Origin of the sequence: Streptomyces sp. NPDC017056, assembly GCF_044332485.1 — a bacterium.
Lineage (GTDB): Bacteria > Actinomycetota > Actinomycetes > Streptomycetales > Streptomycetaceae > Streptomyces.
Genome location: NZ_JBIRPD010000004.1, coordinates 442,396 through 466,178 on the forward strand (window position 1 = coordinate 442,396; position 23,783 = coordinate 466,178).

At 72.4% G+C, this 23,783-nt stretch carries 18 protein-coding genes; 8 read left to right on the forward strand and 10 right to left on the reverse strand.

Features of this window, described 5'->3' with window-relative positions; all coding sequences use genetic code 11:
- Positions 1-116: 116 nt before the first annotated feature.
- Complete coding sequence (locus ACH4OW_RS10430) at positions 117-1,415, reverse strand: PAS domain S-box protein (protein WP_398026545.1); 1,299 nt, start codon at positions 1,413-1,415, stop codon at positions 117-119.
- A 377-nt stretch (positions 1,416-1,792) separates the two neighbouring features.
- On the opposite strand from ACH4OW_RS10430, the gene ACH4OW_RS10435 reads away from it, so the two are divergent.
- Genes ACH4OW_RS10435 through ACH4OW_RS10445 form a run of 3 tightly spaced genes read left to right on the forward strand, consistent with a single transcriptional unit; the run spans position 1,793 to position 6,659 of the window.
- The gene (locus ACH4OW_RS10435) at positions 1,793-3,292 is read left to right on the forward strand and encodes an acetyl-CoA carboxylase biotin carboxylase subunit family protein (RefSeq protein WP_398026547.1); all 1,500 of its coding nucleotides are present in this window, start codon (positions 1,793-1,795) and stop codon (positions 3,290-3,292) included.
- Positions 3,289-5,301: a PEP/pyruvate-binding domain-containing protein gene (locus ACH4OW_RS10440; protein ID WP_398026549.1), complete on the forward strand. Its 2,013-nt coding sequence runs from the start codon at positions 3,289-3,291 to the stop codon at positions 5,299-5,301. The genes ACH4OW_RS10435 and ACH4OW_RS10440 overlap by 4 nt, the downstream gene beginning before the upstream one ends.
- Positions 5,298-6,659 carry an MFS transporter gene (locus ACH4OW_RS10445; protein ID WP_398026551.1) on the forward strand — a complete coding sequence of 454 codons (1,362 nt, stop codon included), beginning with the start codon at positions 5,298-5,300 and terminating at the stop codon, positions 6,657-6,659. Before ACH4OW_RS10440 ends, ACH4OW_RS10445 begins: the two co-directional genes overlap by 4 nt.
- Here the strand turns inward: ACH4OW_RS10445 and ACH4OW_RS10450 are convergent.
- From ACH4OW_RS10450 to ACH4OW_RS10465, 4 genes are all read right to left on the reverse strand, one after another.
- Positions 6,602-7,246, reverse strand: coding sequence for a hypothetical protein (locus tag ACH4OW_RS10450; RefSeq protein ID WP_398026553.1), 645 nt, complete (start codon positions 7,244-7,246; stop codon positions 6,602-6,604). The two genes, ACH4OW_RS10445 and ACH4OW_RS10450, sit on opposite strands and share 58 nt — an antisense overlap.
- A gap of 134 nt (positions 7,247-7,380) precedes the next feature.
- Positions 7,381-8,592 (reverse strand): MDR family MFS transporter, encoded by a 1,212-nt coding sequence (locus ACH4OW_RS10455; RefSeq protein WP_398026555.1) that lies wholly within the window; start codon positions 8,590-8,592, stop codon positions 7,381-7,383.
- 41 nt (positions 8,593-8,633) lie between these two features.
- Positions 8,634-9,902, reverse strand: coding sequence for an ATP-grasp domain-containing protein (locus ACH4OW_RS10460; protein ID WP_398026557.1), 1,269 nt, complete (start codon positions 9,900-9,902; stop codon positions 8,634-8,636).
- Between the two features lie 187 nt (positions 9,903-10,089).
- Positions 10,090-11,454 carry an aspartate aminotransferase family protein gene (locus tag ACH4OW_RS10465; RefSeq protein WP_360140078.1) on the reverse strand — a complete coding sequence of 455 codons (1,365 nt, stop codon included), beginning with the start codon at positions 11,452-11,454 and terminating at the stop codon, positions 10,090-10,092.
- A gap of 228 nt (positions 11,455-11,682) precedes the next feature.
- Here ACH4OW_RS10465 and ACH4OW_RS10470 point away from each other — a divergent pair, with 228 nt between their 5' ends.
- Both ACH4OW_RS10470 and ACH4OW_RS10475 read left to right on the forward strand, forming a co-directional pair.
- On the forward strand, positions 11,683-12,867 hold the full coding sequence (locus tag ACH4OW_RS10470) for an LLM class flavin-dependent oxidoreductase (protein ID WP_360140081.1): 1,185 nt from the start codon (positions 11,683-11,685) through the stop codon (positions 12,865-12,867).
- A 40-nt stretch (positions 12,868-12,907) separates the two neighbouring features.
- Positions 12,908-13,912, forward strand: coding sequence for an alpha/beta fold hydrolase (locus tag ACH4OW_RS10475; protein WP_398026560.1), 1,005 nt, complete (start codon positions 12,908-12,910; stop codon positions 13,910-13,912).
- A 71-nt stretch (positions 13,913-13,983) separates the two neighbouring features.
- Here ACH4OW_RS10475 and argJ read toward each other — a convergent pair whose 3' ends face one another.
- The 5 genes from argJ to ACH4OW_RS10500 all read right to left on the reverse strand — a co-directional run bounded on the left by argJ (position 13,984) and on the right by ACH4OW_RS10500 (position 20,546).
- Complete coding sequence (gene argJ / locus ACH4OW_RS10480) at positions 13,984-15,165, reverse strand: bifunctional glutamate N-acetyltransferase/amino-acid acetyltransferase ArgJ (protein ID WP_360140673.1); 1,182 nt, start codon at positions 15,163-15,165, stop codon at positions 13,984-13,986.
- A gap of 155 nt (positions 15,166-15,320) precedes the next feature.
- Positions 15,321-16,295, reverse strand: coding sequence for a clavaminate synthase Cs1 (cs1, locus tag ACH4OW_RS10485; RefSeq protein WP_398026562.1), 975 nt, complete (start codon positions 16,293-16,295; stop codon positions 15,321-15,323).
- A gap of 13 nt (positions 16,296-16,308) precedes the next feature.
- Positions 16,309-17,253: an agmatinase gene (gene speB, locus ACH4OW_RS10490; RefSeq protein WP_360140667.1), complete on the reverse strand. Its 945-nt coding sequence runs from the start codon at positions 17,251-17,253 to the stop codon at positions 16,309-16,311.
- A gap of 40 nt (positions 17,254-17,293) precedes the next feature.
- Positions 17,294-18,829 (reverse strand): asparagine synthase-related protein, encoded by a 1,536-nt coding sequence (locus ACH4OW_RS10495; RefSeq protein ID WP_398026565.1) that lies wholly within the window; start codon positions 18,827-18,829, stop codon positions 17,294-17,296.
- 1 nt (position 18,830) lies between these two features.
- Positions 18,831-20,546, reverse strand: coding sequence for a thiamine pyrophosphate-binding protein (locus ACH4OW_RS10500; protein ID WP_360140661.1), 1,716 nt, complete (start codon positions 20,544-20,546; stop codon positions 18,831-18,833).
- Between the two features lie 397 nt (positions 20,547-20,943).
- On the opposite strand from ACH4OW_RS10500, the gene ACH4OW_RS10505 reads away from it, so the two are divergent.
- The 3 genes from ACH4OW_RS10505 to ACH4OW_RS10515 all read left to right on the forward strand — a co-directional run bounded on the left by ACH4OW_RS10505 (position 20,944) and on the right by ACH4OW_RS10515 (position 23,751).
- A complete protein-coding gene (locus tag ACH4OW_RS10505; protein WP_398026651.1) occupies positions 20,944-21,909 on the forward strand; it encodes an aldo/keto reductase in 966 nt (321 codons plus the stop codon).
- Positions 21,910-22,058: 149 nt separating this feature from the next.
- A complete protein-coding gene (locus tag ACH4OW_RS10510) occupies positions 22,059-22,514 on the forward strand; it encodes a nuclear transport factor 2 family protein (protein WP_360140655.1) in 456 nt (151 codons plus the stop codon).
- Between the two features lie 49 nt (positions 22,515-22,563).
- On the forward strand, positions 22,564-23,751 hold the full coding sequence (locus ACH4OW_RS10515; RefSeq protein WP_360140652.1) for a serine hydroxymethyltransferase: 1,188 nt from the start codon (positions 22,564-22,566) through the stop codon (positions 23,749-23,751).
- The last annotated feature ends 32 nt before the right edge of the window (positions 23,752-23,783 follow it).

A 23,783-nucleotide genomic window follows, 5' to 3' on the forward strand; every position in this document is an offset into this window, starting at 1 on the left:
ACGAGCGGCCCGCGCCGACTCGCAGGGCTCGTACCGCGGGCACACGCCCCACCCACCGGGCGTCTGCCACGCCGGAGTTCAGCAGAGCCTCCGGCGCAAGCCCCGGTCCGCTCAGCTCAGCGTGAGCCGGCCGGGTCGCGGGTCGCGGCCGGGCGGGGTGGCCAGGCTCGGGGGGCGAGGATGCCGAGGACGTAGGCGCGGGCGACGAGGGCGGGTCTGGTCTCGGCGTCCAGCAGGTCGCGGAGCCGGCTGAGGTGGTAGTCGACCGCCTGGCGGGAGAGTTTCAGCGAGGTGGCGATCTCGCCGTTGGTGCTGCCGCCGGCGAGGAGGGACAGTATGCGGATCTGCGCGGCGGTGAGCGGCGGGTGCGTCTCGTGGGCGATGCTCTGGTCGGTGACGACGGCCCACACGTGCGCGACGCGGCCGACGGGCCCGCTCACCGTGGACAGGTGGAGCTGCGCACGGCGCTGGCGCCCCTCGGCGTCCAGGAGGACGGCGGAGGTCTCCGCCCGCCTGATGCGGCGGGTGATCAGCCCCTCCCAGGCGCGGCGCAGGGCGCGTAGGTCGGGGGTGGCGGCGAGCAGGGTGTGCGCACGGCGGCCGACGAGGTCGGACAGGCGTGTCCGGAACAGTTCGGCGGCGGCCGTACCCGCCTGTTCTATACGGCCGCCGACCGAGAGCAGCGCGCAGGGCAGACCGCTGTAGTCCCGCAGCGCGCGCAGCTTCTCCTCGGCCTCCTGGCGCTGGCTCGTCGCCCGGACGTGGTCGGTGATGTCGACGTAGATCCCGGCGACACAGGTCCGGCCGTTCTCCCGGACCGGGAAGCGGTGACCGGCCGCCTGTCCTGTGCTGCCGTCCGAACGGTGGTAGCGCAGATGGTGGCGGACCGGCTTGCCGCGGCGGAGGATTTCTTGGTCCAGGGCCCGGAACCGGTCGGCGTCGGACGGGGTGTCGAGGTCTTCGATGCGGCTGCCGACGACCCGCTCCGGTGTGGTGCCGTAGAGGTGCGCGTAGGCGTGGTTGGCCCATAAGTAACGGCCGTCGCGGTCGCGGAGGAAGGCCGCGGCCGGCGCGAAGTCGGCGAAGTCCGCGAAAGCGGCGTACGGCCGGTTGCCCGCGGGCTGCGCGCCGGTCTCCATCGCGAACCCGCGCGTCCAGCCCCGGCTTCCGTCCTGGGGCCGTCTCACGTTGAAGGTCCGGCCGTCGAATTGGACCAGGGCGTGGCTGTCTTGGAGGGCGTCTCCCGTAGCGGACGTAGCGGACAGTTCTTGGCGCGCATGGTCCAAGAAGCGCTGCGCGGTGGGCAGGTCGGCGAAGGCCCCGCCGCCCCGCTCCTTGACGCGCCCCTGCTCGTCGGCCTCCCACCAGGACACGGGGAGGTGCTCCAGCAGTGCTCTGAGACCGGGATCGTCCACGACGGCCTTTCCGTCCATGTCCCCGCCGGGCGGCGGGAAGTGACATGGCGATGCCTATCCCGTGCGAGGTCCGGCCATGCTCCGTTATCGGCCGACTGCGAAGCGTGAGCGCGCCGCCGGGGCGGCGTGCCACAGGTGACGCCATAGGTGATCCACCACCTTCGCCCGCACTCCAACGATGTCCACGACTTTGGCATTTGCCTGATTGGCGCCCGCCTCCGGCGGCACTTCCGGCACCCGCCTTCTGATTCCCTTGTGTGTGTCGCCGGTTACCCGACGTGTTCTACGCGGGTTGCGTCACCGTGTCCCGGCCACGGCCCGACGCCCCGGGCGGACGAGCGAACAGGCAAGTGACAAGTGATGGGAGACGAATTTCTGTGAGCACGGTGCTGTTGGTGCACGCCAAGGGCGGTCCGCCGCTCGGTCATGTCCTGTCCAGGGCAGCCGCGCGAGCGGACGTGCACCTGCTGGCGCTCAGCGCGCTTCCGCCGTCGGTCGCCGCGTCCGCGGAGCGGCTGTGCGCCTCGGTCGTGCTGCCCGCCGACGCGGAGCGGGCCGACCTGGTCTCGTTGATCGTGGCGCGGGCCGAAGCCGTCGGCGCCGACGCGGTTCTCACCTTCTCCGAGTACGCGGTCGTGGCCGTCGCCGAGGCGTGTGAGGCGCTCGGTCTCGCCGGGGCGGGAGACGCCGCCGCGCTCGCCCGCGACAAGCGGATGATGCGGCACACCTGGCACCGGCACGGCCTGCCGCAGCCCGCGTTCCGCCCCGTCGCCACCCAGGCGGACCTGCACGAGGCCGTCGCCACCCTGACCGCTCCCCTGCTGCTCAAGGCGGCCTGGAGCGCGGGCTCCACCGCCCACCAGATCATCGCCTCCCCGCAGGAGGCCGACGCCGCCTGGCAGCGCTCGCGCGAGACCATGGACCGGTCCGCCCGGCTGGGCTTCGCCGAACTCCATGTGGCCGAGGCGGCGGGTCACTTCGTGGTCGAGGAGATCGTGGCCGGCGACACCGCGGGCTGGTTCGACGAGCCCGGCTGGGGCGACTACGTCAGCGTCGAGGGCGTGGTGACCGGCGGCGTCTTCCGGCCGGTCTGCGTCAGCGGCCGGATGCCGACGGTGGAGCCGTTCACCGAGCGCGCCGGCATCACCCCGGCGCTGCTTCCCGCCGGCCTCCAGGACCGCGTCGTCGCCCTCGCCCGGGAGGCCGTGGACGCCCTGGGCCTGCGCGACTGCGGCACCCACACCGAGATCAAGCTCGGTGCCGACGGGCGCATGTGGCTGATCGAGACGGCCGCCCGGTTCGGCGGCGCGATGACCGTCCCGCAGATCGAGGAGGTGTTCGGGCTCGATGTCGTCGGCATGCTCGTGGACCATCTTCTGGGCCGTCCGGTCGCCTGGCCCGAGCGGGCCCTCGGCCCGGAGGAGGCGCGGGGCGCCGCGGGTTCCCTCGTCGTCCTCGCGGTGGACGGCCGCGGCGCGGCCTGGCGGGACCGCAGGCTGTGGGACTTCCCCGTGGTGCGGGAGGCCGTCGCGCTAAGCGAGGGCAGCAGGCTCTCGGTGGTGCCGGAGAGTTCCCTGCCCGACGGCAGCACCGTGCCGGTCTACGACCCCGCCGGCGGTGCCAACACGATGGCGGCCCTGTGCCTGCTTTCCGCCGCCGACGCGCGCACCGTGCTGCGCGACTTCACGGCTCTGGTGGACGCGCTGCCCGAGGTGCTGCCGCCCGCCGCGCCGCGGTCCGGATCCGCCGTATCCACCGCGCCGCGGTACGGGTCTCCGGCCGGCCGGCCCCGGCACGTGACCGCACCGACGGCATCGGTGTCCCCCGCCCGCCCGCGCGTCCGGCCGGCCGTGCCGTCCGAGGGAGTCGCCGTATGACCGCCGCTCCGCTCCCCGTCAGCGTCGCGGATCCCGCGGCCGACCGCACGGTCGTCGGTGAGAACCTCTCGCTGCCGCTGTTCCGTACGCTGTCCGGGGTCCTGGCAGGCCACCCGTACCTGAAGGTCGTCGTCGACCGTGCCGAGGGCACCTGGCACCTGCTCGACACGGCCGCTCACCCGTTCCACGTGAACTACATCGCCACCCGCGTCCTCGGCATGGACCTCGACGAACTCGACGCACGTTTGGACGAGTTCAACGCGTCCGTCTACATGGACCCCGGGCGCCGCTTCCTGCTCGGGGTGCTGTCCCTGCACACCGACGAGGACCGGGAGGGCCGCGAGCGCACCTTCCTCGTGCTGGAGACGACCGAGGCCGACACGATGCACGGGGAGTTGCTGGAGTTCTTCTACACCTTCGTACGGGAGCGCGTGGACGGCAGGCTGCCGCTCCTGCTCAAGCCCGCCAACCACGGCCAGGAGGAGGCACTGGCCTCGGTCAGCGAGCAGCGCGTGCCGCGCATCCTCGGCCACGAACTCTTCGGCTCGCGGGTCCGCGTGCCGCTCAACACCGGGGAAGCCACCGGCCGGCTGCGCTGCTTCACGAATCTGGCGGAGTACGAGGCGGCGGCCGGCGGGCTCGGCTGGTCGGACATCGTCGCCATGCCCTGCCTGCCGGACGGTGTGCAGCGGGTGGCCGGGTTCGTCAACACCGCGCCCATCACCCCGCTGTCCCACACCAACGTCCTCGCCTCCGGGTGGGGCATCCCCAACGCGATCGTCCGCGACCTGGAACAGCTCGTCCGGAAGGACGGTTTGGACGGGGCCTGGGTCCGCTACCGGGTCAGCGAGGACGAGATCACCCTGGAGCGGCTGGAGCAGGCCCCCGAACTGCGGGCCCCGGCCTGGCACCAGCAGCGCATCCGCCTGGAACCACCGCTCCTGGAGGACGCGCCCGTGCTCTCCCTGCACCGGCTGCGCAGCGCCGACCGGGACCGCTACGGCACCAAGGCGGCCAACCTCGGCGAGCTGCACCACGTGCTCGACAGCCGCACGGCCGACCTCACCGCGTTCTACGGCCGCCCCCGCCCGCCCCGTAAGAACCTGTATGGGCACCTCGCGGCCCGGCTCGGCCTGGTCGCGCCCTCCGCCGCCGAACTCCGCGCGGCCGCGGCCTCCTTCGTGGCCGGCACCGTCGCGGCCCCCGAGGGTGTGGCCCTGCCGTTCTCCCTCCTGCACCGCTTCCTCACCTCCTCCCCCGCGCTCCAGCAGGGCATCGGCAAGCTGAAGATGGCGCTCGAACTCGACGCCACCGACGTGCTCGACCCGCTCTGCCTGCAGATCCAGCACCTGATCCGGCACACCGCGATGCCCGACTCCGTCACCGGGGAGATCACCCGGGCCTTCCCCGCCCCGCTCGCCGCGGGCGGCCGCCTCGTGGTGCGCTCCTCCTCCAATGCCGAGGACCTGCCGGGCTTCTCCGCGGCGGGGGTCTACGACTCCGTCACCACCGTCCGCGGCACCGGCGAACTCCTCGACGCCGTACGGCAGGTGTGGGCCTCCCTGCTCTCGCCGCGCAGTGTGCGGCTGCGCCACCAGGTGGGCATATCCCTGGACGACACCTACATGGGCGTGATCGTCCAGGAGTACGTCCCCGCCGCGCTCGGCGGCGTCCTGGTGACCTGCGACCCCACCCGGCGCGAGGACTTCCGCAACGTCTACCTCAACTGTTCGCCGGGCTCACCCGAACAGGTCGTCGAGGGCGAGGTACTTCCGCAGCAGTACCTCTACAACACCGTCGAGGGCGGCGGGCGCACCGTCGCCCTCGGTTCCTGGAGCGAGGGCCTGCCCGCCACCACCCGGGCCCGGCTCGCCGACCTGTCCCTGACCGGCCGGCTGCTGCAGTCCCACTTCAGCGCCCCCGAGGTGGACGACCCCCTGGACATCGAGTGGCTGCTGACCGACCAGGGCGACTTCCGCCTGGTCCAGATCCGCCCCTACGCGCTGTGAGCCCCCGTCTCCCGCGCTCCGCGGCGCGGCCCGCGGCCACGCCCCTGACCGGCACCGCCCGCCGTATCATCCGGCTCAACTACGGCTTCCAGCTGCTGTTCAACCTGCTGTGGTGGATGCCGGTGTTCTACGCCTACCAGAAGGACGCCGGCCTCTCCGACGGGCAGATCTTCGGTATCCAGAGCATCTACTACGTGGCCTTCTGCCTCTTCGAGATACCGACCGGGCTGATCGCCGACCGGATCGGCACCCGCAACTGCCTGCGGGCCGGCGCCGTCGTGATGACGGCCGCGAACCTCGCCCCGGTGGTCAGTTCCTCGTACTCCGGATTCCTCGTCCACTTCCTCGCCATCGCCGCCGGCCGCTCCCTCACCTCGGGCGCGGCCAGCGCCTACCTGTACGACGGGCTGCGCGCCGAGCGGTGCGAGGAGCACTACCTCAAGGCGGAGGGGACCGCCCGGGCCCTCGGACTCGCCGCGAAGATCCTGTGCTGGCCCCTGGTCGGGCCGCTGATGGTCCTCGTCCATCCGGCCCCGTACCTCCTGAGCGCCCTGAGCGCGGCGGGCTCCCTGATCTGCGTCATCGCCCTGCCCCGGACGGCACCGCGGGCTCGCGGTACGGCCTCGCCGGGCCGGGCCGGAAAGCCCCGGGCGCCACGGGGCGGGCGCGGCACCTCGCTGGGCGACGCGAAGGCGGCGCTGCGCTGCGTCGTCTCCTCGCCGTGGCTGGCGCTGGTCATGGTGCAGGGCGTGGCGGTGTTCACCCTGTCGAGGATCTGCCAGGTCAACCTCTTCCAGCCGATCCTGCTCGACCACGGCATCGGCGAGTCCGCGCACGGCGGGGTGCTCGCCGCCATGACGGTGGCGGAGGCCGTGGGCTCGGCACGCCCCCAGTGGCTGGGCCGCCGCCTGACGCCGGTGGCCTGGGTCTCCGTCCTCAGCCTCGTCCTCGCGGGCACCCTGGCGGGCATCACCTTCGGCGGGCCCTGGGCGGTCGTCGCCCTGCTCTGTGTGTTCGCCGCCGCGGCCGGCTTCGCCTATCCGGTCCAGCGCAAGCTGGTCAACGATGCCGTACCCGCCGGCGCCCCACGGGCGACGCTGCTGTCGGTCGAGTCGATCGTGGACCGCGCGGTGTGCGCGCTGGCGGCCGTCGCCGTGGGCGCCTACCTCTCCGCAGGCCACCTGGACGCCCTGCTCTGGCACAGCGCCCTGGCGACCGCGGTACTGCTCGGCGCCTTCCAACTGGTCCTGCGGAGCATGCGGACGCGGCGCGGTGTGGACGCAGGCGCACACGCAACGGTTCAGGCGCGCCGGCCGGAGCCGTACGCCAGCCACTCGACCACTCGGGCCGGGAAGTAGGCGGGGCGGTACGGCCGTCCGACCTGATAGGCCACGTAACCGAGCGAGGCCGCCACGTACGTCTCCTTGGCGGTCTCCCCCTCGTAGACGAGGCGGCAGCCGTGCGCCGCGGCCTTGGCACGCTTCCAGAGGACGGGCGCCGGCTTACGCTCCGCCTCGGTGCGCGGGGTGAGAATCCGGTCGCCGAAGTCCGCCCAGGCGAACGGGGCGGGCCCCTTCCACGCGCCGTCGACCTCCTTCTTCAGGGCGGCGGCGCGCTCGGCGTCCGTCTTGCCCCACGAGGACGGCACGTTGGTGATCAGCCCGACCTTGATGTGCCGCTCCCGCAACGCGCGCAGGTACGCGGCCGCACCCGGCAGGTAGCTGATGCCGGAGTCCGCGGCCGTGTGCACCAGGGTCTCGCCCAAGTCGAAGTAGACGACGGCACAGCCGCGCGCCGAAGGTGTCCGCGCCCCGGCCGGAACGCCGTGCGGCACGTCCGCCGGCACGGCCGCACTCGCCGCGGTACCCAGCACGACCGACGCCACCGCGGCGGCCGACGCCACGAGACCGGTACGGAAGAAGCCACGGAAGGAGGTTGTCTGCATGGCGTTCGGCGCCTCTCTCTTCGACGCGCCGCACAGACGCGCTCCACGTCAGGTGCGTGACCATCGCTGCTTCCCGCCATACCCCTGAACCGCACACGCCACTCGCCACCAAGGACGGTGATCGCCCCGCCCGTCTACGGCAGCGCGATGTCGGTCGGACGGCGTAGGCGGGCCAGTAGGAGGTGGACGGTGGCGGCGAGGAGGGACAGGGCCAGGCAGGTGGTCCAGACGATGGAGGTACCGCCGGACGCGCCGATCAGTTGGGAGCTGAGCAAGGGGGCGAGGGTTACGGAGACGCTCCATACGGAGAGGAACCAGCCCTGGTAGGCGCCTTGTTGATGGGGCGGCGCGAGGGTGGCGACCAGTGTCATGCAGGTCGGCCAGACGACGATCTCTCCCAGGCTCCACAGCACCACGGTTCCCGCGTACCCCGGTACGGAGTCGACGGCGGCGGTGAGGCCCAGACCCAGGCCGGTGAGGACGGTGGCCGCTGCCAGTGCGTGTTCGGGCCTCAGCCGCCCGGCCAGCCGGGTCAGCGGCAGTTGGAAGACCGCGATGACCAGGCCGTTCATCATCATGGCCGTGCCGTAGTCGGCCGGGGAGAGGTGGTTGGCCGTCATGGTCAGCGGCAGTGCGACCATCGGCTGCTGGAAGAGGGTGCCCAGGAGCAGTACCGAGGTGAGCAGTACCAGGAAGGGCCGGTCGCGGTAGACGATTCCGGCCGGGGTGGGGGTGGTGGGGTCGGGGCCGGGTGCGGGTGCGGGCTTCGTCTTCCGGGTCTCCGGGACGCAGCGGTAGACGATGACGCCGGCGATCAGGTTGGCCAGCGCGTTGCCCACGAAGAGGATCAGGAAGCCGTGCTCGGCGGCCGCTCCCGCGGTCACGGCGGCGACGGAGAAGCCCAGGTTGGTGGCCCAGTAGAGCAGGGAGTAGGCGCGCGGGCGGTCCTCCGGGGCCACCAGTTCGGCGATGGCGGCTGCCCGGGCGGGGCGGGTCGCGTTGAGGCCCACGCCGACCACCAGCGTGCCCGCCAGCACCAGGGGCTTGGTGTGTGCCGTACCGAGTCCCAGCATGCCGATGACGGACAGGGCTTCGGCGGCGAGCAGGACCGCCCGGCGGCCGAAGCGGTCCGCGAGCACCCCGCCGAGCAGGGAGGCGATGCCGCTGCCGACTCCGAACAGGGTGAGCGTCAGCCCGGTGAAGGCCACGGAGTAGCCCCGCACGCCGTGCAGGTAGATCGTCAGGAACGGCACCACGAAGCCGCCGGCGGAGGTGACGAGCGTGCCGCCCCACAGCCACCAGTACGGGCGTGGCAGCCCGCCCAGGGAGTTCCTGAGCGCCTTCACGAGACGCCTGTCCGCGGTACGCCGCGCGGTGTCGCCGGTGCTCAGCTCTGCTCCTCGTACTCGGCGCGCAGCGTGCGGGCGAGGTGGTCGCGGAACTCCACGGCGGCGGCGTCCGACTCGTGGTGGGAGAGCACCAGCGCCGGGTATCCGGTCCAGTCCGGGTAGGGGCGGAGGAGGGTTCCGGGCGCGGCGGACCGTATCACGTAGTCCACCCGCGGGTCGGCTTCGATCTCCTCCAGGCCGCGTACCCGGACGAGGCGTCCGCCGGAGCCGACCGGTACCAGGTAGAACGCGCTGTGGCCGGCCGGTTCCGGCTCTCGGCTCCAGCATTCCGGGTCCCGGCCGAGGTGGATGCGCAGCGCTTCGGCCGCCAGGTCGATTCCGCTGCTGGCGTGGGTGACGTAGTGCATGGCGCCCCCGCCGCCGATGCGCGCGCCCATCTCCAGCAGCACCGGTCGTATGCCGCCGACCAGCCGCAGTTCGGTGTGCGTGGTTCCCTCGGTGATGCCGAAGGCGTGGTGGGCGCCGATCACCTCCTCCTCGATGGCCGCGAGGATTTCGGCGGGCAGTTGGGCGGGGGCCCGGAGGGTGGATTCCTCGAAGTAGGGGCCGGTCAGCTCGCCCTTCCAGCTGACGGCGCAGACCCGTACGCGGCCGCCGTGCACCAGGGACTCGGCGGAGACCTCCGGGCCGTCCAGGTACTCCTCGACGAGGACGCCGGCCTCACCGGCGGGCTCGCCCGCCTGCCGGAGGTTGGCCTCGACCAGCTTCCAGGTGTTGCCGACCGCCTCTTCCAGGCTGTCCTTGTCGTCGACGCGGATCACGCCGAGGCTGGAGTAGCCGTTCGCCGGCTTGACCACCACCGGGAAGCGCAGCGGCAGCGCGTCCGTCCAGCGATCGGGGCGGTCCAGTTCCACGAAGCCCGGGGTGTGCAGGCCCGCGTCCCGCAGCAGCCGCCGCATGCTGCGCTTGTCGCGCACCACGGCCGCCGCGTCCTCGGAGATGCCGGGGAGGCCGAGGGTCCGCGCGGCGTGCGCGACGAAGGGTACGACCTTCTCGTTGCCCGCCATGATCCCGTCGAAGGGCTCCTGCCGGTAGCGGGCCACGAGCGCGGCGAGGGCCGCCGCCGGGTCTCCGTCGATGTCCAGCGGCAGCACCTCGGTCACGGCCTTGGCGCGCCGCGCGTTCTCCACCGTGTCGTCTCCGCGGGGGACGAGCACCAGGTCGATACCGGCCCGTTCGGCGGCCTCGAACACCCACGGGAACAGGGTCAGCTGACCGACGAGGACGATTTTCTGGCGCTGCGGCATGGTGTCTCCGGAGGTGCGGGGCTACGTGGACCGGGCTCGTGGGGGGGGTGTGGCGGCGGCCGGCCCGGAACGGCCCCCGCCAGGCTGTCCCGCCGGCGTTGACGCTCGCTTGCAGAACCGTTTGACGGTCCGCCACACCCCGGTACGACCGGCCAGGTCAGGCAGGGTGTGGCGGGGGCGCGTCAGGTCAGTGCACCTGTCCGTCGGGGCCGGTCCTGCCGAGCACGGACCGCAGCCCGGCCACGAGTTCGTCGGCCTCCTCGCGGGTGAAGACCAGCGGCGGGTTGATCACCAGCGCGTACGGGTTGGTGCGCAGGATGATCCCGGCCTGTTCCCGCAGCGCGTCCGCCACCGCCATGGTGCCGCCCGTCAGGGGCCGCCGGCCGTCCCGGTCGGACACCAGCTCCACCGCCATCATCAGGCCGAGCTGCCGGACCTCTCCCACGACCGGCAGGTCGGTCAGCTCTTCCAGGCGCCGGCCCAGGTACTCGCCGACCGCGGCGGCGTTGGCCGGCAGCTTCTCGCGCTCGATGATGTCCAGGTTGGCCAGTGCCACGGCGCAGGCCGTCGGGTGCCCGGTGTAGGTGTAGCCGACGGGGAAGCCGGTGTCGCCGGTCACCACGGCGGCGACCTCGTCGGTCGTCAGGACGGCGCCGTGCGGCACGTACCCGGAGGTGATGCCCTTGGCGGTGACCATGATGTCGGGGACCACGCCGTAGTGCTCGGCGGCGAACCAGTGCCCGAGGCGCCCGTATGCGGTGATCACCTCGTCGGAGATCAGCAGGATGCCGTAGGACCGCAGCAGTTCGGCGACCCGCGGCCAGTAGTCGTCGGGCGGGACGATGGCGCCGCCGCCGCCCATGACCGGCTCGCCGATCATCGCGGCGATCTTCTCGGGGCCGATCCGCTCGATGTTCTCGCGCAGCTCGGCCAGGCAGAAGTCGGTCACGTCGGCGCCGGAGAACAGCTCTTTGCGGTACGGGTGCGGCGGTGTCAGGAAGTGGACGTCCGGCAGGGAGGGGCCGAACCCCTCGTGGTAGACCGGCATTCCGGAGACGCCGCCGCTGCCGTAGCCGATGCCGTGGTAGGCCATCCGGCGGGAGAGGATCCAGGTCCGCTGCGGCTCGCCGCGCCGGTAGTGGTAGAGGCGGGCCATCCGCAGCGCGATCTCGTTGCCCTCGGCGCCGCCGCTGGTGAAGTACACCCGGCTCAGCGGGTCCGGGGCCAGTCCGGCCAGCCGCGCGGCCAGTTCCACCGCCCGGTCGTTGCTGATGGGGCCCCAGGTGTGGAAGTAGTCGAGGCGGGTCATCTGCTCGGCTGCCGCCTCGGCGAGTTCCCGGCGGCCGTGGCCCACCTGGGTGACCCCCAGCACGGCCGACGCGTCCAGGTACTCCCGCCCGCGGTCGTCGCGGACCCGGCTGCCGGAGCCGGAGACCAGCACGGTCCGGTCGGTGCGGTGCGCGGGCAGGGTGGGGTGGATGAGCGCCGCGCGGTCCGCGTCGGCGAGACCGGTGCCGGGCGCCCCGGGCGGGGTGGACAGTGCTGAGGTCAAGACGGGCTCCTTGGGAAAGGGCGAGGACGCGTGACCCAGGCTCGCCGCGGTGGCTTGCCACCTGCTGGACGTCCCGCTGCGCACGCGCCGGTCCGGGAGCGTCGCCGGCCGGGCGGCCCGTGGCGGCGTACAGGCGCCGCGTCAAATGGATGGCAAGAGCGCGGTGGAAGGGTCGAGCCGCCTTCGACGCAACGTCACGCGTCGGCGCCGCGAACCGAAAGGACCACGGTGAAGTCCATCCTCTTCTATCTGCCCACGGTCGGCAGCCATGCCCAGATCCAGCGCGGTATGTCCGGTATCAACCCGCGCAATTACCAGAACATGCTCTTGCAGCTCACCCGCCAGGCGCAGGCGGCCGACGAACTCGGCTACTGGGGGCTGTCCTTCACCGAGCACCACTTCCACGTCGAGGGTTTCGAGGTCTCGAACAACCCGATCATGCTGGGGCTGTACCTGGGCATGCAGACCAAGCACATCCGGGTCGGCCAGATGGCCAACATCCTGCCCTTCCACAACCCGCTGCGGCTCGCCGAGGACCTGGCGATGCTGGACCACATGACGCGCGGCCGCACCTTCGTCGGCATCGCGCGGGGCTTCCAGAAGCGCTGGGCCGAGGTCATGGGCCAGGTGTACGGCGTGGGCGGCACGCTGTCCGACGCCGGCGAGAGCGACCGGCGCAACCGCGCGCTCTTCGAGGAGCACTGGGAGATCCTCAAGAAGGCCTGGACGACCGAGACCTTCTCGCACTCCGGTGCCCAGTGGACGATCCCCACGAAGGACCTGGAGTTCCCGTTCGAGGCGGTGCAGCGGTTCGGCCGCGGGGTCGGCGAGGACGGCGTGGTGCACGAGGTGGGCATCGCCCCCAAGCCGTACCAGCGGCCCCACCCGCCGGTGTTCCAGCCGTTCAGCTTCAGCGAGGACACCTTCCGGTTCTGTGCCCGCGAGGGCGTGGTGCCGATCCTGATGAACACCGACGACCAGGTCGTCCGGCGCCTGATGGACCTCTACCAGGAGGAGGCCGAGGCGGCGGGGCACGGCAGGCTGCGGCGCGGCGAGCGGGTGGGCGTGATGAAGGACGTCCTGGTGTCCCGGGACGCGGACGAGGCCCACCACTGGGCGGCCCGCGGCGGCGGCTTCATCTTCGAGAACTGGTTCGGCCCCATGGGCTTCACCGAGGCACTGCGCAACGTCGGCGAGAAGGGCCCGATCGGCTCGGACTACAAGACGCTGGTCGACCGGGGCCTGGAGTGGGTCGGCACCCCCGACGACATCAACCGCAAGATCGAGAAGCTGGTGGAGCACCACGACCCGGAGTACCTGCTCCAGTGCCAGTACTCCGGGCTGATCCCGCACGACGTGCAGATGCGCAGCCTGGAGCTGTGGGCCACCGAGATCGCCCCCAACTGGCTCTGAGCGGCCCGGCCGCACCGGACCACCACCAAGGAGGACCGCGGTGGAGCACCGCATCTTCGAGGTCGACGCGCTGCCGCTGCTCAGCGGGGAGACCCTCACCGGCGCCAGGATCGGCTACGCCGTGCAGGGGACGCTGGACGCGGACGGCACCAACGCCGTGCTGTGCCCGTCGTTCTTCGGCGGCGACCACACCGGCTACGACTGGCTGACCGGGCCGGGCCGGCCGCTGGACACCGACCGGTACTGCGTGATCACCGCGGGGCTGTTCGGCAACGGCGTCTCCAGCTCGCCCGGCAACCACCCTTCGGGCCCCGGCTTCCCGCTGATCACCCCGCAGGACAACGTCGCGGCGCAGTACCGGCTGCTCACCGAGGAGCTGGGCGTACGGGAACTGGCGCTGGTCACCGGCTGGTCGATGGGCGCGGCGCACACTTACCAGTGGGCGGTCTCGCACCCGGAGATGGTGCGCCGGATCGCGCCGGTCTGCGGCGCGCCGGTGACCAGCGAGCACAACCAGGTCTTCCTGGCCGGGATGGCCGCCGCGCTGACCGCCGACGGCGGCGGGGAGCGGGGCAAGCTGGCCGCCGGGCGGCTGTTCGCCGGCTGGGGCACCTCGCACCCCTTCTGGGCCCGGCACGGGTACCGGGATCTGGGGTTCGCCGACCGGGAGGAGTACCTCACGGGCTTCTGGGAGGAGTTCTTCCTGAGCGGCCCGGCGACCGCGGACCTGCTGGCCATGGTGCGCACGTGGGAGTGCGCCGACGTGGGCGCGACTCCCGGGTTCGGCGGCAGCGCGGAAGCGGCGCTGGCCTCGGTCACCGCCGAGGCGGTGCTGCTGCCCGGCGCCATGGACCAGTGCTTCGCCGCCGCCGACGAGGAGCGGGTCGCGCGGCTGCTGCCGCGTGCCTCGCTGGAGGTGATCCCGGGTGACTGGGGGCACCTCGCGGGAGCGGGCGCGAACGCCGCCGACCGGGACTTCGTCGGCGGCGCGCTGCGCCGGCTCCTGGCCCGCCGGCCCGCGACCGTACGGGCGGGCGGCGCCTGATCCGCAGCGGTACGCACGGAAGCGGGCGGCACCCCGGAGGGTGCCGCCCGCTTCCGCCGCGGCGTGCGGGATCAGGTCGAGTAGTCGGCGTTCAGCCGGACGTAGCCTTCGGTCAGGTCGCACCCGTACACGGTGAACGCGCCGTCCGCGATGCCGAGGTCGATGCCGATGACCACCTCGTCGCCGGCCATCTCGGCGGCCACGGCGGCCCGCACCTCGTCCTCGCCCGCCGCGCCGGGCCGCCCCGGCGGGTAGACGGCCACCTCGCCGAAGCGGATGACCACCCGCTCCTGGTCGATGTCGGTGTCGTCGGAGCACTTGCCGATGGCCATGGCGACCCGGCCCCAGTTGGGGTCGCCGCCGTGTACCGCGGTCTTCACCAGCGGTGAGTTGACCACGGCCTTGCCGACCCGCTTGGCCTGGGCGTCGTCCCTGGCCCCGCCGACCCGGACCTCGATCAGCTTGCCCGCGCCCTCGCCGTCACTGGCGATGTCCTTCACCAGCGTCAGCGCCACCTCGTGGAGGGCCTCCTCGAAGGCCGCCGAGTCCACCTCGCCGGCCAGGCCGTTGGCGAAGAGCGCCGCCGTGTCGCTGGTGGAGGTGTCGGTGTCGATGCTGACGGCGTTGAACGTCCGGTCCATCACGCGCCGGAAGATCCGGTCCTGCTCTTCGGGGTCGAGCCGGGCGTCGGTGGCGAAGAAGGTGAGCAGCGTCGCCATGTCGGGCTCCATCATGCCGACGCCCTTGGCGATGCCGATCAGGGAGGCGTTGCCGATGCGCCGACTGGCCAGCTTGGGCCGGGTGTCGGTGGTCATGATGGCCCGGGCCGCCCGGTCGAAGCCGCCCTCGGGCAGCGGCACGGAGAGGGTCTTGAGGTGGTCGCGGAGGGCCGGCATCGGGTACTGGCGGCCGATGACGCCGGTGGAGGCGATCAGCAGCTGCTCCTCGTCCAGCCCGGCCGCCCCGGCGACCGCCGCGCGCACCTCACGGGCGTTGCGCTCGCCCTCGGCGCCGGTGGCGACGTTGGCGTTGCGGGCGAGCACCACCACGCCCTGCGCGCGGTGGTCGGCGGTGGCGGCGCGGCTGAGCACCACGCTGGGCCCCGCGAAGCGGGAGCGGGTGAAGACCGCGCTCACCACGGCCGGTGCGGTGGAGAGCAGGACGGTGAAGTCGTCCCGCCCGTCGTCCCCGAGGCCCACCGGCGCGGTGTGCACCGCGAATCCCCGCGGTTCGTAGGTTTCACTGTCCGTCATGCCTGTTCGTCTCCCGGGTGCCGAAGGTGCGGGTTGGGTACGGCGCTGCGCCGTCCTGCTGATCCATACCATGTTCCGCCGCCCGCGGAACCGGACCGGGCGGCGCGGGGGCCGCACCCGCCCCGCGCCGCCCGGCCCTGGTGCCGTGCTACGGCTCAGCGGCGCGGGGAGAAGGCGACGACGTCGCCCGCGCGCTCTCCGCCGGAGAGCTGCCCGTTGCGCTCGGTGCGGATGTAGACGCGGTGCAGCCAGCGGTCGCGGCCGTCCCAGCGGGGGGTGAACGGGGTACGGGCGTGCGTGGTGCGGAAGTTGTCGACGATCAGCAGGTCGCCGGGGGTGAGGTACACCGATTCGGTGACCTCGTCCAGCGCCTTCGACAGCGCGGCGACCGCCGCCACGTCGTCCGGGTCGGTGGGGGCGAGCAGTTCGCGGTCGTAGCCGAGGAACGGGTCATCGGGGTTGCCGTACAGCGGCTTGACCTGGGCGATGGCGCCCGGGTCCGGGACGCCGCCGCGGAAGGCCACGTCCACGCAGCACGGCATCTTGCGGTCCTGGAGGCGCTTGCGCGCCTCGGCGTCGATCAGCGGGAGCGCCTTGCGGACGGAGGCGACCTGGGTGGCCGCCTTGCGCTCGTGGTCGGCGCGGGAGCAGGCCAGCATCACGTAGTTGGGCTGGAGGTGGTGGTACGCCATCTCGGTGTGGAATTCGAGCAGCGTCTCGGACGTCTCGGACGACAGGTGATGGGCGTTCGGGGAGGGGTACACGTCGTGGTAGACGGTGGCCGAGCGCAGTTCCTTGTAGCCGGTGTGCAGGCCCAGGCGGCGGCCGACGAGGCCGAGCATGGCCTCCATGGTGAGCAGCTTGCGGTCCTCGGGGGCCGGGGTGCTGGTCGGGGTGGGCGGCAGCGCCTCGTCGTCCTCCACCGGGAGGCCGCGCAGCAGCAGGTAACCGTCGTGGTTGCCCTCGGCGTTGAAGGAGTCCAGGGCGGCGGCCAGGGCGGCGGGCAGATCGGCGGCGGCCGACCCGGCGGAGTTCAGGAAGGCGTGAATGTCCGCACGGGGGACCTGCGGCAGCTGCGCGGTGAGGGCGCGCAGCTCACCGGCGAATGCGGTGCAGTCCACGACTGTCATGGCGGTTTCCTTTCTATGCGTGCTTGCTGACGTGGGCGCGGGCGTACTGGTACAGCAGCTCCGCGCCGATTTCGGTGGCCAGGACGGAGGTGATGCCTCCGTGGTCGTAGAGCGGCGACACCTCCATGACGTCGAAGCCGACCGGGTGCAGGTCGCCGATGCCGCGCAGCAGGGCCAGGACCTCCCGGGAGGTGGGCCCGCCGGGGGCGGGGGTGCCGGTGCCCGGGGCGAAGGCCGGGTCCACGACGTCGACGTCGACCGACACGTAGAGCGGCGCGTCGCCCACGATGTCCCGGACCAGCCGGGTGGCGGCCTGGTTGCCGAGGTCGGCGAACTCGTCGGCGGTGACGATGCGCACGCCGTGCCCGCGGGCGTAGTCGAGCGAGTCGGGCTCCGGGTTGTGTCCCCGGATGCCGATCTGGACCATCCGCTGCGGGTCGACCAGCTTCTCTTCGATGGCGTGGCGGAAGGGCGTGCCGTGGTGGTATTCGCCGCCGTAGAAGGCGGGGTTGGTGTCGCTGTGGGCGTCCAGGTGGAGCACGGCCAGCGGTCCGTGCTTCGCGGAGACGGCCCGCAGCGCGGCGAGGGTCAGCGAGTGGTCGCCGCCGAGCATCAGGAACGCCTTGTTGCCGTCGAGCAGTTCGGTCAGCCGGCGCTGCGCGGTGTCCATCGCGATGTGCATGTTGAACGGGGTCAGGTCGATGTCGCCGGCGTCGACGCAGCTGATCAGGTCGAAGGTGCCCGGTCCCCGGTCGATGCCCACGCCGTGGATCAGCCCGGACTCGTTGCGGATGGAACGGGGGCCGAAGCGCGCTCCCGGCCGGTAGCTGGTGCCGCCGTCGTACGGGGCGCCGATGACGACGACGTCCCGGTCGCGCGGCGCCGGGTCGTGCGGCAGGCGCATGAAGGTGGGGATCTGCGCGTAGCGGGGGGAGACGGTGGTGTCGATGCGTTCCACGCCCTGGTTGCTCCTTCGGATTACGCTGGGTGACGATGCGTCACGCGATGGGCTGTACCGGCTGTGCTCGGCGCTCCAGCCGGTCGACGACCAGCTGCACCACCTGTTCGGCGGCGACCTCGTCCGGGTGCCGCCCGGCCACCACCACCTGGTCGAACAGTTCCTGGACGACCTGGCTCTTGGCGTGGTGCACCCGTCCTTCGGGGACCCCGGCGTCCGTGAGCAGCCGGCTGAACGAGGAGGTGGTGCCGGACCCCTCGTGCACACCGAGCTTGGGGCGCAGCACGGTCTCCTGCGGCAGCACGTCGCCCATGGCGGCCCGGAGCACCCACTTGTCCTGCCCGTAGCGGCGTTTCATGCCCGCTTCGAGCGAGACCAGGACGTCCAGGACGTCGCGGTCCCAGTAGGGGTGGGTGGACCAGTGGCCGGCGATGCCGGAGAGCACCGGGGTCATCTCGTTGAGGCCGTCGAAGGTCTCCATGTCGCGGGCGAGCGCGGTGTCCAGTGCGGGCAGCCGGTCCTCGCGGTGCATGCCGCCCAGGGGGATGTCGGCGCCGTAGCCCGTGAGGATGCGCCGTCCGGTGTCCTCCAGCCGCAGGTACAGGGCGGTCAGCGGGAGCAGGTACTCGATGATGTCCGGGTCCAGGGACTCCGCCGCCCACACCGTGTGGGGCAGGCGGCGCAGCAGGTCGGCGGTGGGGATGGTGAGTTCGCGGTGCGCGGTGCCGAGGTGTTCGGCGACGACCCGTGCCTGCGGGAACTCGTCGGCGTCCTCCGTGCCCATCGAGACGGTGTCGAGCGGGCCGGCCGCCCGGTGGGCGGCCAGCGCGGCGACGCTGGAGGAGTCGATGCCGCCGGAGAGCACCACCAGGGGCGTCCCCGAGTCCATGCGGACGCGTACCGCCCGTTCCAGTGCCTGGCGGACGGCCGCCACCGCCTCGTCCTCCGGCATGATCCGGCGGGAGAGGGGCGGCGTCCAGGTGCGGTGTGCGGTACAGGCCCCGGTGACGAGCGTCACCTCCAGCACGGTGCCGGCCGGAACCTGGTAGACGCCGGGCAGCCGGCGGACCGGGCGGGCCACCGGCAGCGGCAGCCCGGTGGGGGCGGTGCGCAGCGCCTTGGCCTCGGTGGCGGCCAGCACCCGGCCCGGCGCGGCCGTCAGGTACAGCGGCACCGAACCGGCGTGGTCGGTGGCCGCCACGACCCGGCGCTCGTCGTGCACCAGTGTGGCGAACCGGCCGTTGAGCAGCCGGAACGCGTGCACGTCGTAGGTGTCGAAGAGCGCGAGGACCAGTTGCGCGTCACCGGCCGGGTCGGCGCCCTTGGGCAGCAGCGACCGCAGCTCTGCCTGGTTGTAGAGCTCTCCGGCGAACACCACCGACGTGCCCGGTCCGTTCGCCCTCGCGGCTTCCGGCGCCCCTGCGTGCAGGAGGCTGGTGTGCAGGGTCAGGCCGTGCCGTTCCGCGCGTTCCTCGGCGCGGGAGCCGAGCGAGGCGAAGACCGGCCGGGGGACCCGGCCGCCGTCCTGCTGGACGGCGGCCAGGAATCCGGTGGCGGGAGGCAGCGTCCGCACCATGTCAGATGCTCAGGGCCGCGAAGCCGCCGGCCTGGAAGTCGTAGTTGACCGGGACCTCGATGAGGAACGGACGACCGAGACCGGCACCCTTGCGCAGCGCGGCGAGCAGTTCCTCGCGGCTGCCCGCGCGCACCGCCTCGACGCCGTTGGCCCGGGCGAGGGCGGTGAAGTCGACGCCGGTGAACTTGACGGCCGGGTCGTGCGAGCGGTGGTGGCCGATGTTCTGGTACAGCTCGATCAGGCCGTTGGTGTCGTTGTTGACGACCACCGTGACGATGGGCAGGTTGAGCCGGGCGATGGTCTCCAGGTCCGAGCTGTTGGAGTGGAAGCCGCCGTCGCCTGCGATGAGGAAGGTGGGCTGTCCCGGGCGGGCCATCTGGGCGCCCATGGCGGCGGGGATGCCGTAGCCGAAGCTGGAGCAGCCGGCCGAGGTCAGGAAGCCGAACGGCTGGTCGGCGCGGGCGAAGAGCACGCCGTAGTGCCGGAAGAAGCCGATGTCGGAGACGATGGTGCCCTCGCCGGGTTCGGCGGTCTCGGCCATCACGGTGTTCATGCAGTCCATCACCTGGTGGACGCGCATGCCGTCGTCGTAGCGCTCGGGGTCGGAGAGGAACTCGGTGATCCGCTCGCGCAGCGGCTCGATGTCGTGCGCGGTCTTCGGCGCCAGCTCGGCCGTGCCGGCGTCCAGGTGCTCGACGAAGGCGAGCACGTCGGTGACCACGTCCACGTCGGGCCGGTAGACCCGCGGGATGGGGTTGACGGTCGGCGAGACGCGGACGGTCTGCTTGGCGCCGCCGCGCTGCCACATCGACGGGCGCAGGTCCTCGGCGTAGTCGTAGCCGAGGGTGAGGATCAGGTCGGCGGGGCCGAAGAGGGTCTCCAGCGCCGGGAAGGACAGGATGCCGTCCATGTAGCCGGTGACCGCGCCGTAGTTGAGGCGGTGGCCCTGCGGCAGCACGCCCTTGGCGATGTACGTGGTGATGACGGGGATGTTCAGGCGCTCGGCCAGGGCGCGGATGGCCGGCACCGCGCCGGACCGGATCGCCGCTGCGCCGACCACCAGCACCGGGTGCTCGGCCGTCGCGAGCAGGTCGGCGGCCTCCTTCGCCCGGTCCTGCCAGCCGTCCTGGACGGCGCCGACCGGCTTGCCGGGGGCGCGCACCGCCGGGTGCTCCCGCGTGGTGTCGATCTCGGTGCCGAGCAGGTCGACGGGGAGGGAGATGAAGCTGGGCCCGACCGGCTCGGTGGTCGCGGCGGCGACCGCGGAGTCCACGAGGTCGGTGATGTCGTCGGGGCGCTGCAGCTCCACCGCGTACTTGGTCATCGGGCGCATCACGGAGACCGAGTCCAGGCACTGGTGGGTGTCGTTGGGGAAGATGTCGTGCGACTCGGACTGGGCGGCGAGCGCGATGACCGGCGAGCGGTCCAGGATCGAGGTGGCGACACCGGTGGACAGGTTCGTCATGCCGGGGCCCAGCGTGGCCCAGCAGGCCTGCGGCCGGCCGCTGATCCGGGCGAGTACGTCCGCGGCCACGCCGGCGGTGAACTCGTGCCGGGTCAGCACGAAGTCGATCCCCTCCACCTCGTCGAAGAGGATGGAAGCGGCCTCACGGCCGACCACACCGAACACGGTCTGCACACCGTGGTCCCGCAGGCGCTGGAGCAGGCCGTGCGCTGCCGTGGGGTTGTTGCTGGGGGTGGTGGACACACGTGACATGACGTCTCCTCATGCATACGGATGGGGCAGTGGCACCGGGCGGGCGAGCCGCCACGGGCCGGCGCAGGGATGGAACGGGCCGGTTCTGGCGCCGTGCTCACTGTGCGGAGAGGTCCTTGTACGGCAGTGGATGTTCCTGTTGCAGAGGTTCGTCCGGGCCGCGGATTCGCGTGCCGCGGGACGCCAGCGCTTTGTCAAGCGCTTGGAAAGGGCGGCGTTGTGGCGGCAGGCGCCGGCGGCTACCGTGCGACGGGGCCGGACCCCGCAGCCGCTTCCGCCTTTCCGGCGCGGCTCGCACCGCGGCCGGCCCCTTCCCTTCCTTTTCTTCTTCCCCCGCCCCAGTGGCGTTTGCAGTGGAGGTTCCATCGTGCCCGCTTCCCCGCGTCCACCCGTCCGCATGCTGCGCGACCTGCCCGTCAGCGCCCAGGGCCTGGGCTGCCTGCCGACCACGGCCTTCTACGGCTGCCCCGAGCCGGCCCAGGCGCTCGCCACCATCCGCGCCGCCATGGACTCCGGGGTCACCCTGCTGGACACCGCCGACGTCCAGGGCATGGGCGCGGGCGAGGAACTGCTCGGCCGGGCCGTCGCGGGACGCCGCGACGAGGTCGTCATCGCCAGCAAGTTCGGCATGGTGCGCTCCGACGACGGCGCGTTCCAGGGGATGTGCCACGAGCCGTCCTATGTGCGCACGGCCTGCGAACGCTCCCTGCGCCGCCTCGGCGTGGACCACATCGACCTGTACTTCCAGCACTGGACGGACCCGAAGGTGCCGGTCGAGGAGACCGCGGGCGCGGTGGCGGAGCTGGTCCGCGAGGGCAAGGTCCGCCACTACGGGCTCTCCGAGCCCTCCGCCGACCGGCTGCGCCGGGCGGACGCGGTGCACCCGGTGACCGCGGTGCAGAGCGAGTGGAGCCTGTGGTCGCGGGAGATCGAGGCCGAGGTGGTGCCCGCCTGCCGGGAGCTGGGCGTCGGCATCGTCGCGTACGGGCCGCTGGGCCGCGGCTTCCTGGCCGGCGCCGTCCGCACCACCGACGACCTGGCCACCGAGGACTTCCGCCGGGGCCAGCCGAGGTTCAGCGCGGACGGCCTGGCGCACAACCGGACGCTGCTGGACCGGCTGCGCCCGGTCGCCGACGGGCTCGGCCTGACCCTCGCCCAGCTCGCCCTGGCCTGGCTCCACCACCACGGCCCCGACGTCGTCCCCATCCCGGGCACCAGCAGCGCGGCCCACCTGGCCGAGAACCTCGCCGCCGTCTCCGTCGAGCTGGACGAGGCCGCCCTGACCGCGATCGCGGAGGCGCTCGACTTCCCGGTGCACGGGGAGCGGTACGCGCCCGCGCTGCTCGCCATGGTCCGCGGCTGACTCCTTGCAAGCCGGGCCGCAGCGAGACGTCAAGCCGGTGCCAAGGCCGCCCTGCGACGGTGAAGTCCGTCCGCCGGGCGGCCGCGCCGAGCCGCCGTCCCCGAGCGCGACGCCCCTTCCGCAGATACCCGCACAATCGGAGGTCGATCATGCCCGTGGCACCGGCCGGCATGACGGACGAGCAGCGCAAGGCCGTCATCACCGCGTACTTAAAGGCTTTCGACAACGGCGGGGTCGGCAGCGACGGGACCGCCGTGCTGGACTACTTCGCCGAGGATGCCGACTTCTTCTTCCCCAAGTGGGGGCTGGCCCACGGCAAGGCCGAGATAGCCAGGATGCTCGACGGCCTGGGGAGCACCGTCAAGTCGATCACCCACCACCTCTGGTCCGCCAACTGGATCATGACCGGGACCGACCTGTTCGCGATGGAGGGCACCACGCACGGCGAACACCGTGACGGGCCCTGGCGCGTCGGCGTGCCCGAATGGGGCGGCGGGCGCTGGTGCGGAGTCTTCGAAGTACGCGACTTCCTCATCCAGCGGGCCTTCGTCTACATGGACCCCGACTACGCGGGCAAGGACGTGTCCCGCTACCCGTGGCTCTGACGCCGCTCCCCGGATCCCCCCTCTGCACATGCACAGCCAAGGAGTACTGATGGACGTCCTGGCCGCCTTGCAACGCAAGCCCAGCCTCAACCTCTTCCCGATCGAGAACCGGCTCTCCCCACGGGCCGCCGCCGCCCTCGCCACCGACGCGGTCAACCGCTACCCGTACTCGGAGACACCGGTGGCCGTCTACGGCGACGTCTCCGGACTCAGCGCCGTCTACGACTACTGCGTGGACCTCACCAAGGAGTTCTACGGCGCCCGGCACGCCTTCGTGCAGTTCCTCTCCGGGCTGCACACCATGCACACCGTGCTCACCGCGGTGGCACCGCCCGGCGGCCGGGTGATGGTGCTGGCTCCCGAGGACGGCGGCCACTACGCCACCATCACCATCTGCGAGGGCTTCGGCTACGAGGTGGAGGCCCTCCCCTTCGACCGGCAGCGCCTGGAGATCGACCACGCCGCGCTCGCGGCCCGGGTCGCCGAGCGCCCGGTCGACGTCATCTACCTGGACGCGTCCTCGACGCTGCGCTTCCCCGACGCGCGGGCCCTGCGGGCCGCCGCGCCCGACGCGCTGATCTGCCTGGACGCCTCGCACCTGCTCGGCCTGCTGCCCGCGGCCCCGCAGACCCTGGTCCTCGACGGCGGCTTCGACAGCATCTCCGGCAGTACGCACAAGACGCTGCCGGGGCCGCAGAAGGGCCTGCTGGTCACCAACAGCGACTCCATCGCGGAGAAGATGGCGGCGCGCATCCCCTTCACCGCGTCGAGTTCCCACTCGGCGTCGGTCGGCAGCCTGGCGATCACGCTGGAGGAGCTGCTGCCGCACCGCGCCGAGTACGCGCACCAGGTGATCGCCAACGCCCGCCGGCTCGCCCGCGAGCTGGCCGAGCGCGGATTCGACGTGGCCGGCGAGCAGTTCGGCTACACCGACACACACCAGGTCTGGGTGCACCTTCCCGAAGCCAACACCCCGCACGAGTGGGGGCGGCTGCTCACCCAGACCGACATCCGTACGACGACGGTCGTGCTGCCGAGCAGCGCGCGTTCCGGTCTGCGCCTGGGCACCCAGGAGCTGACCCGCTGGGGCATGAAGGAGGACGACATGGCGCAGGTCGCCGAGCTGCTGGCCCGGCTCCTGCTGCGCGCCGAGGACAGCGGCAAGGTCGCCGCCGACGTGGCCGAACTGGCCCTGGCCTTCCCCGGCGTGGCGTACGCCGGGCAGTCCGCCCGGTGACCGTCGGCTGAGCCGGTACGGGGGGTGCGGCG

Excerpts from the sequence above, each read along its gene's own strand:
- ACH4OW_RS10440 (WP_398026549.1), top strand. The coding sequence starts at position 3,289 with ATGACCGCCGCTCCGCTCCCCGTCAGCGTCGCGGATCCCGCGGCCGAC.
- ACH4OW_RS10450 (WP_398026553.1), bottom strand. The coding sequence starts at position 7,246 with ATGCAGACAACCTCCTTCCGTGGCTTCTTCCGTACCGGTCTCGTGGCG.
- ACH4OW_RS10460 (WP_398026557.1), bottom strand. The coding sequence starts at position 9,902 with ATGCCGCAGCGCCAGAAAATCGTCCTCGTCGGTCAGCTGACCCTGTTC.
- argJ (WP_360140673.1), bottom strand. The coding sequence starts at position 15,165 with ATGACGGACAGTGAAACCTACGAACCGCGGGGATTCGCGGTGCACACC.
- cs1 (WP_398026562.1), bottom strand. The coding sequence starts at position 16,295 with ATGACAGTCGTGGACTGCACCGCATTCGCCGGTGAGCTGCGCGCCCTC.
- ACH4OW_RS10495 (WP_398026565.1), bottom strand. The coding sequence starts at position 18,829 with ATGGTGCGGACGCTGCCTCCCGCCACCGGATTCCTGGCCGCCGTCCAG.
- ACH4OW_RS10500 (WP_360140661.1), bottom strand. The coding sequence starts at position 20,546 with ATGTCACGTGTGTCCACCACCCCCAGCAACAACCCCACGGCAGCGCAC.
- ACH4OW_RS10505 (WP_398026651.1), top strand. The coding sequence starts at position 20,944 with ATGCTGCGCGACCTGCCCGTCAGCGCCCAGGGCCTGGGCTGCCTGCCG.
- ACH4OW_RS10510 (WP_360140655.1), top strand. The coding sequence starts at position 22,059 with ATGCCCGTGGCACCGGCCGGCATGACGGACGAGCAGCGCAAGGCCGTC.
- ACH4OW_RS10515 (WP_360140652.1), top strand. The coding sequence starts at position 22,564 with ATGGACGTCCTGGCCGCCTTGCAACGCAAGCCCAGCCTCAACCTCTTC.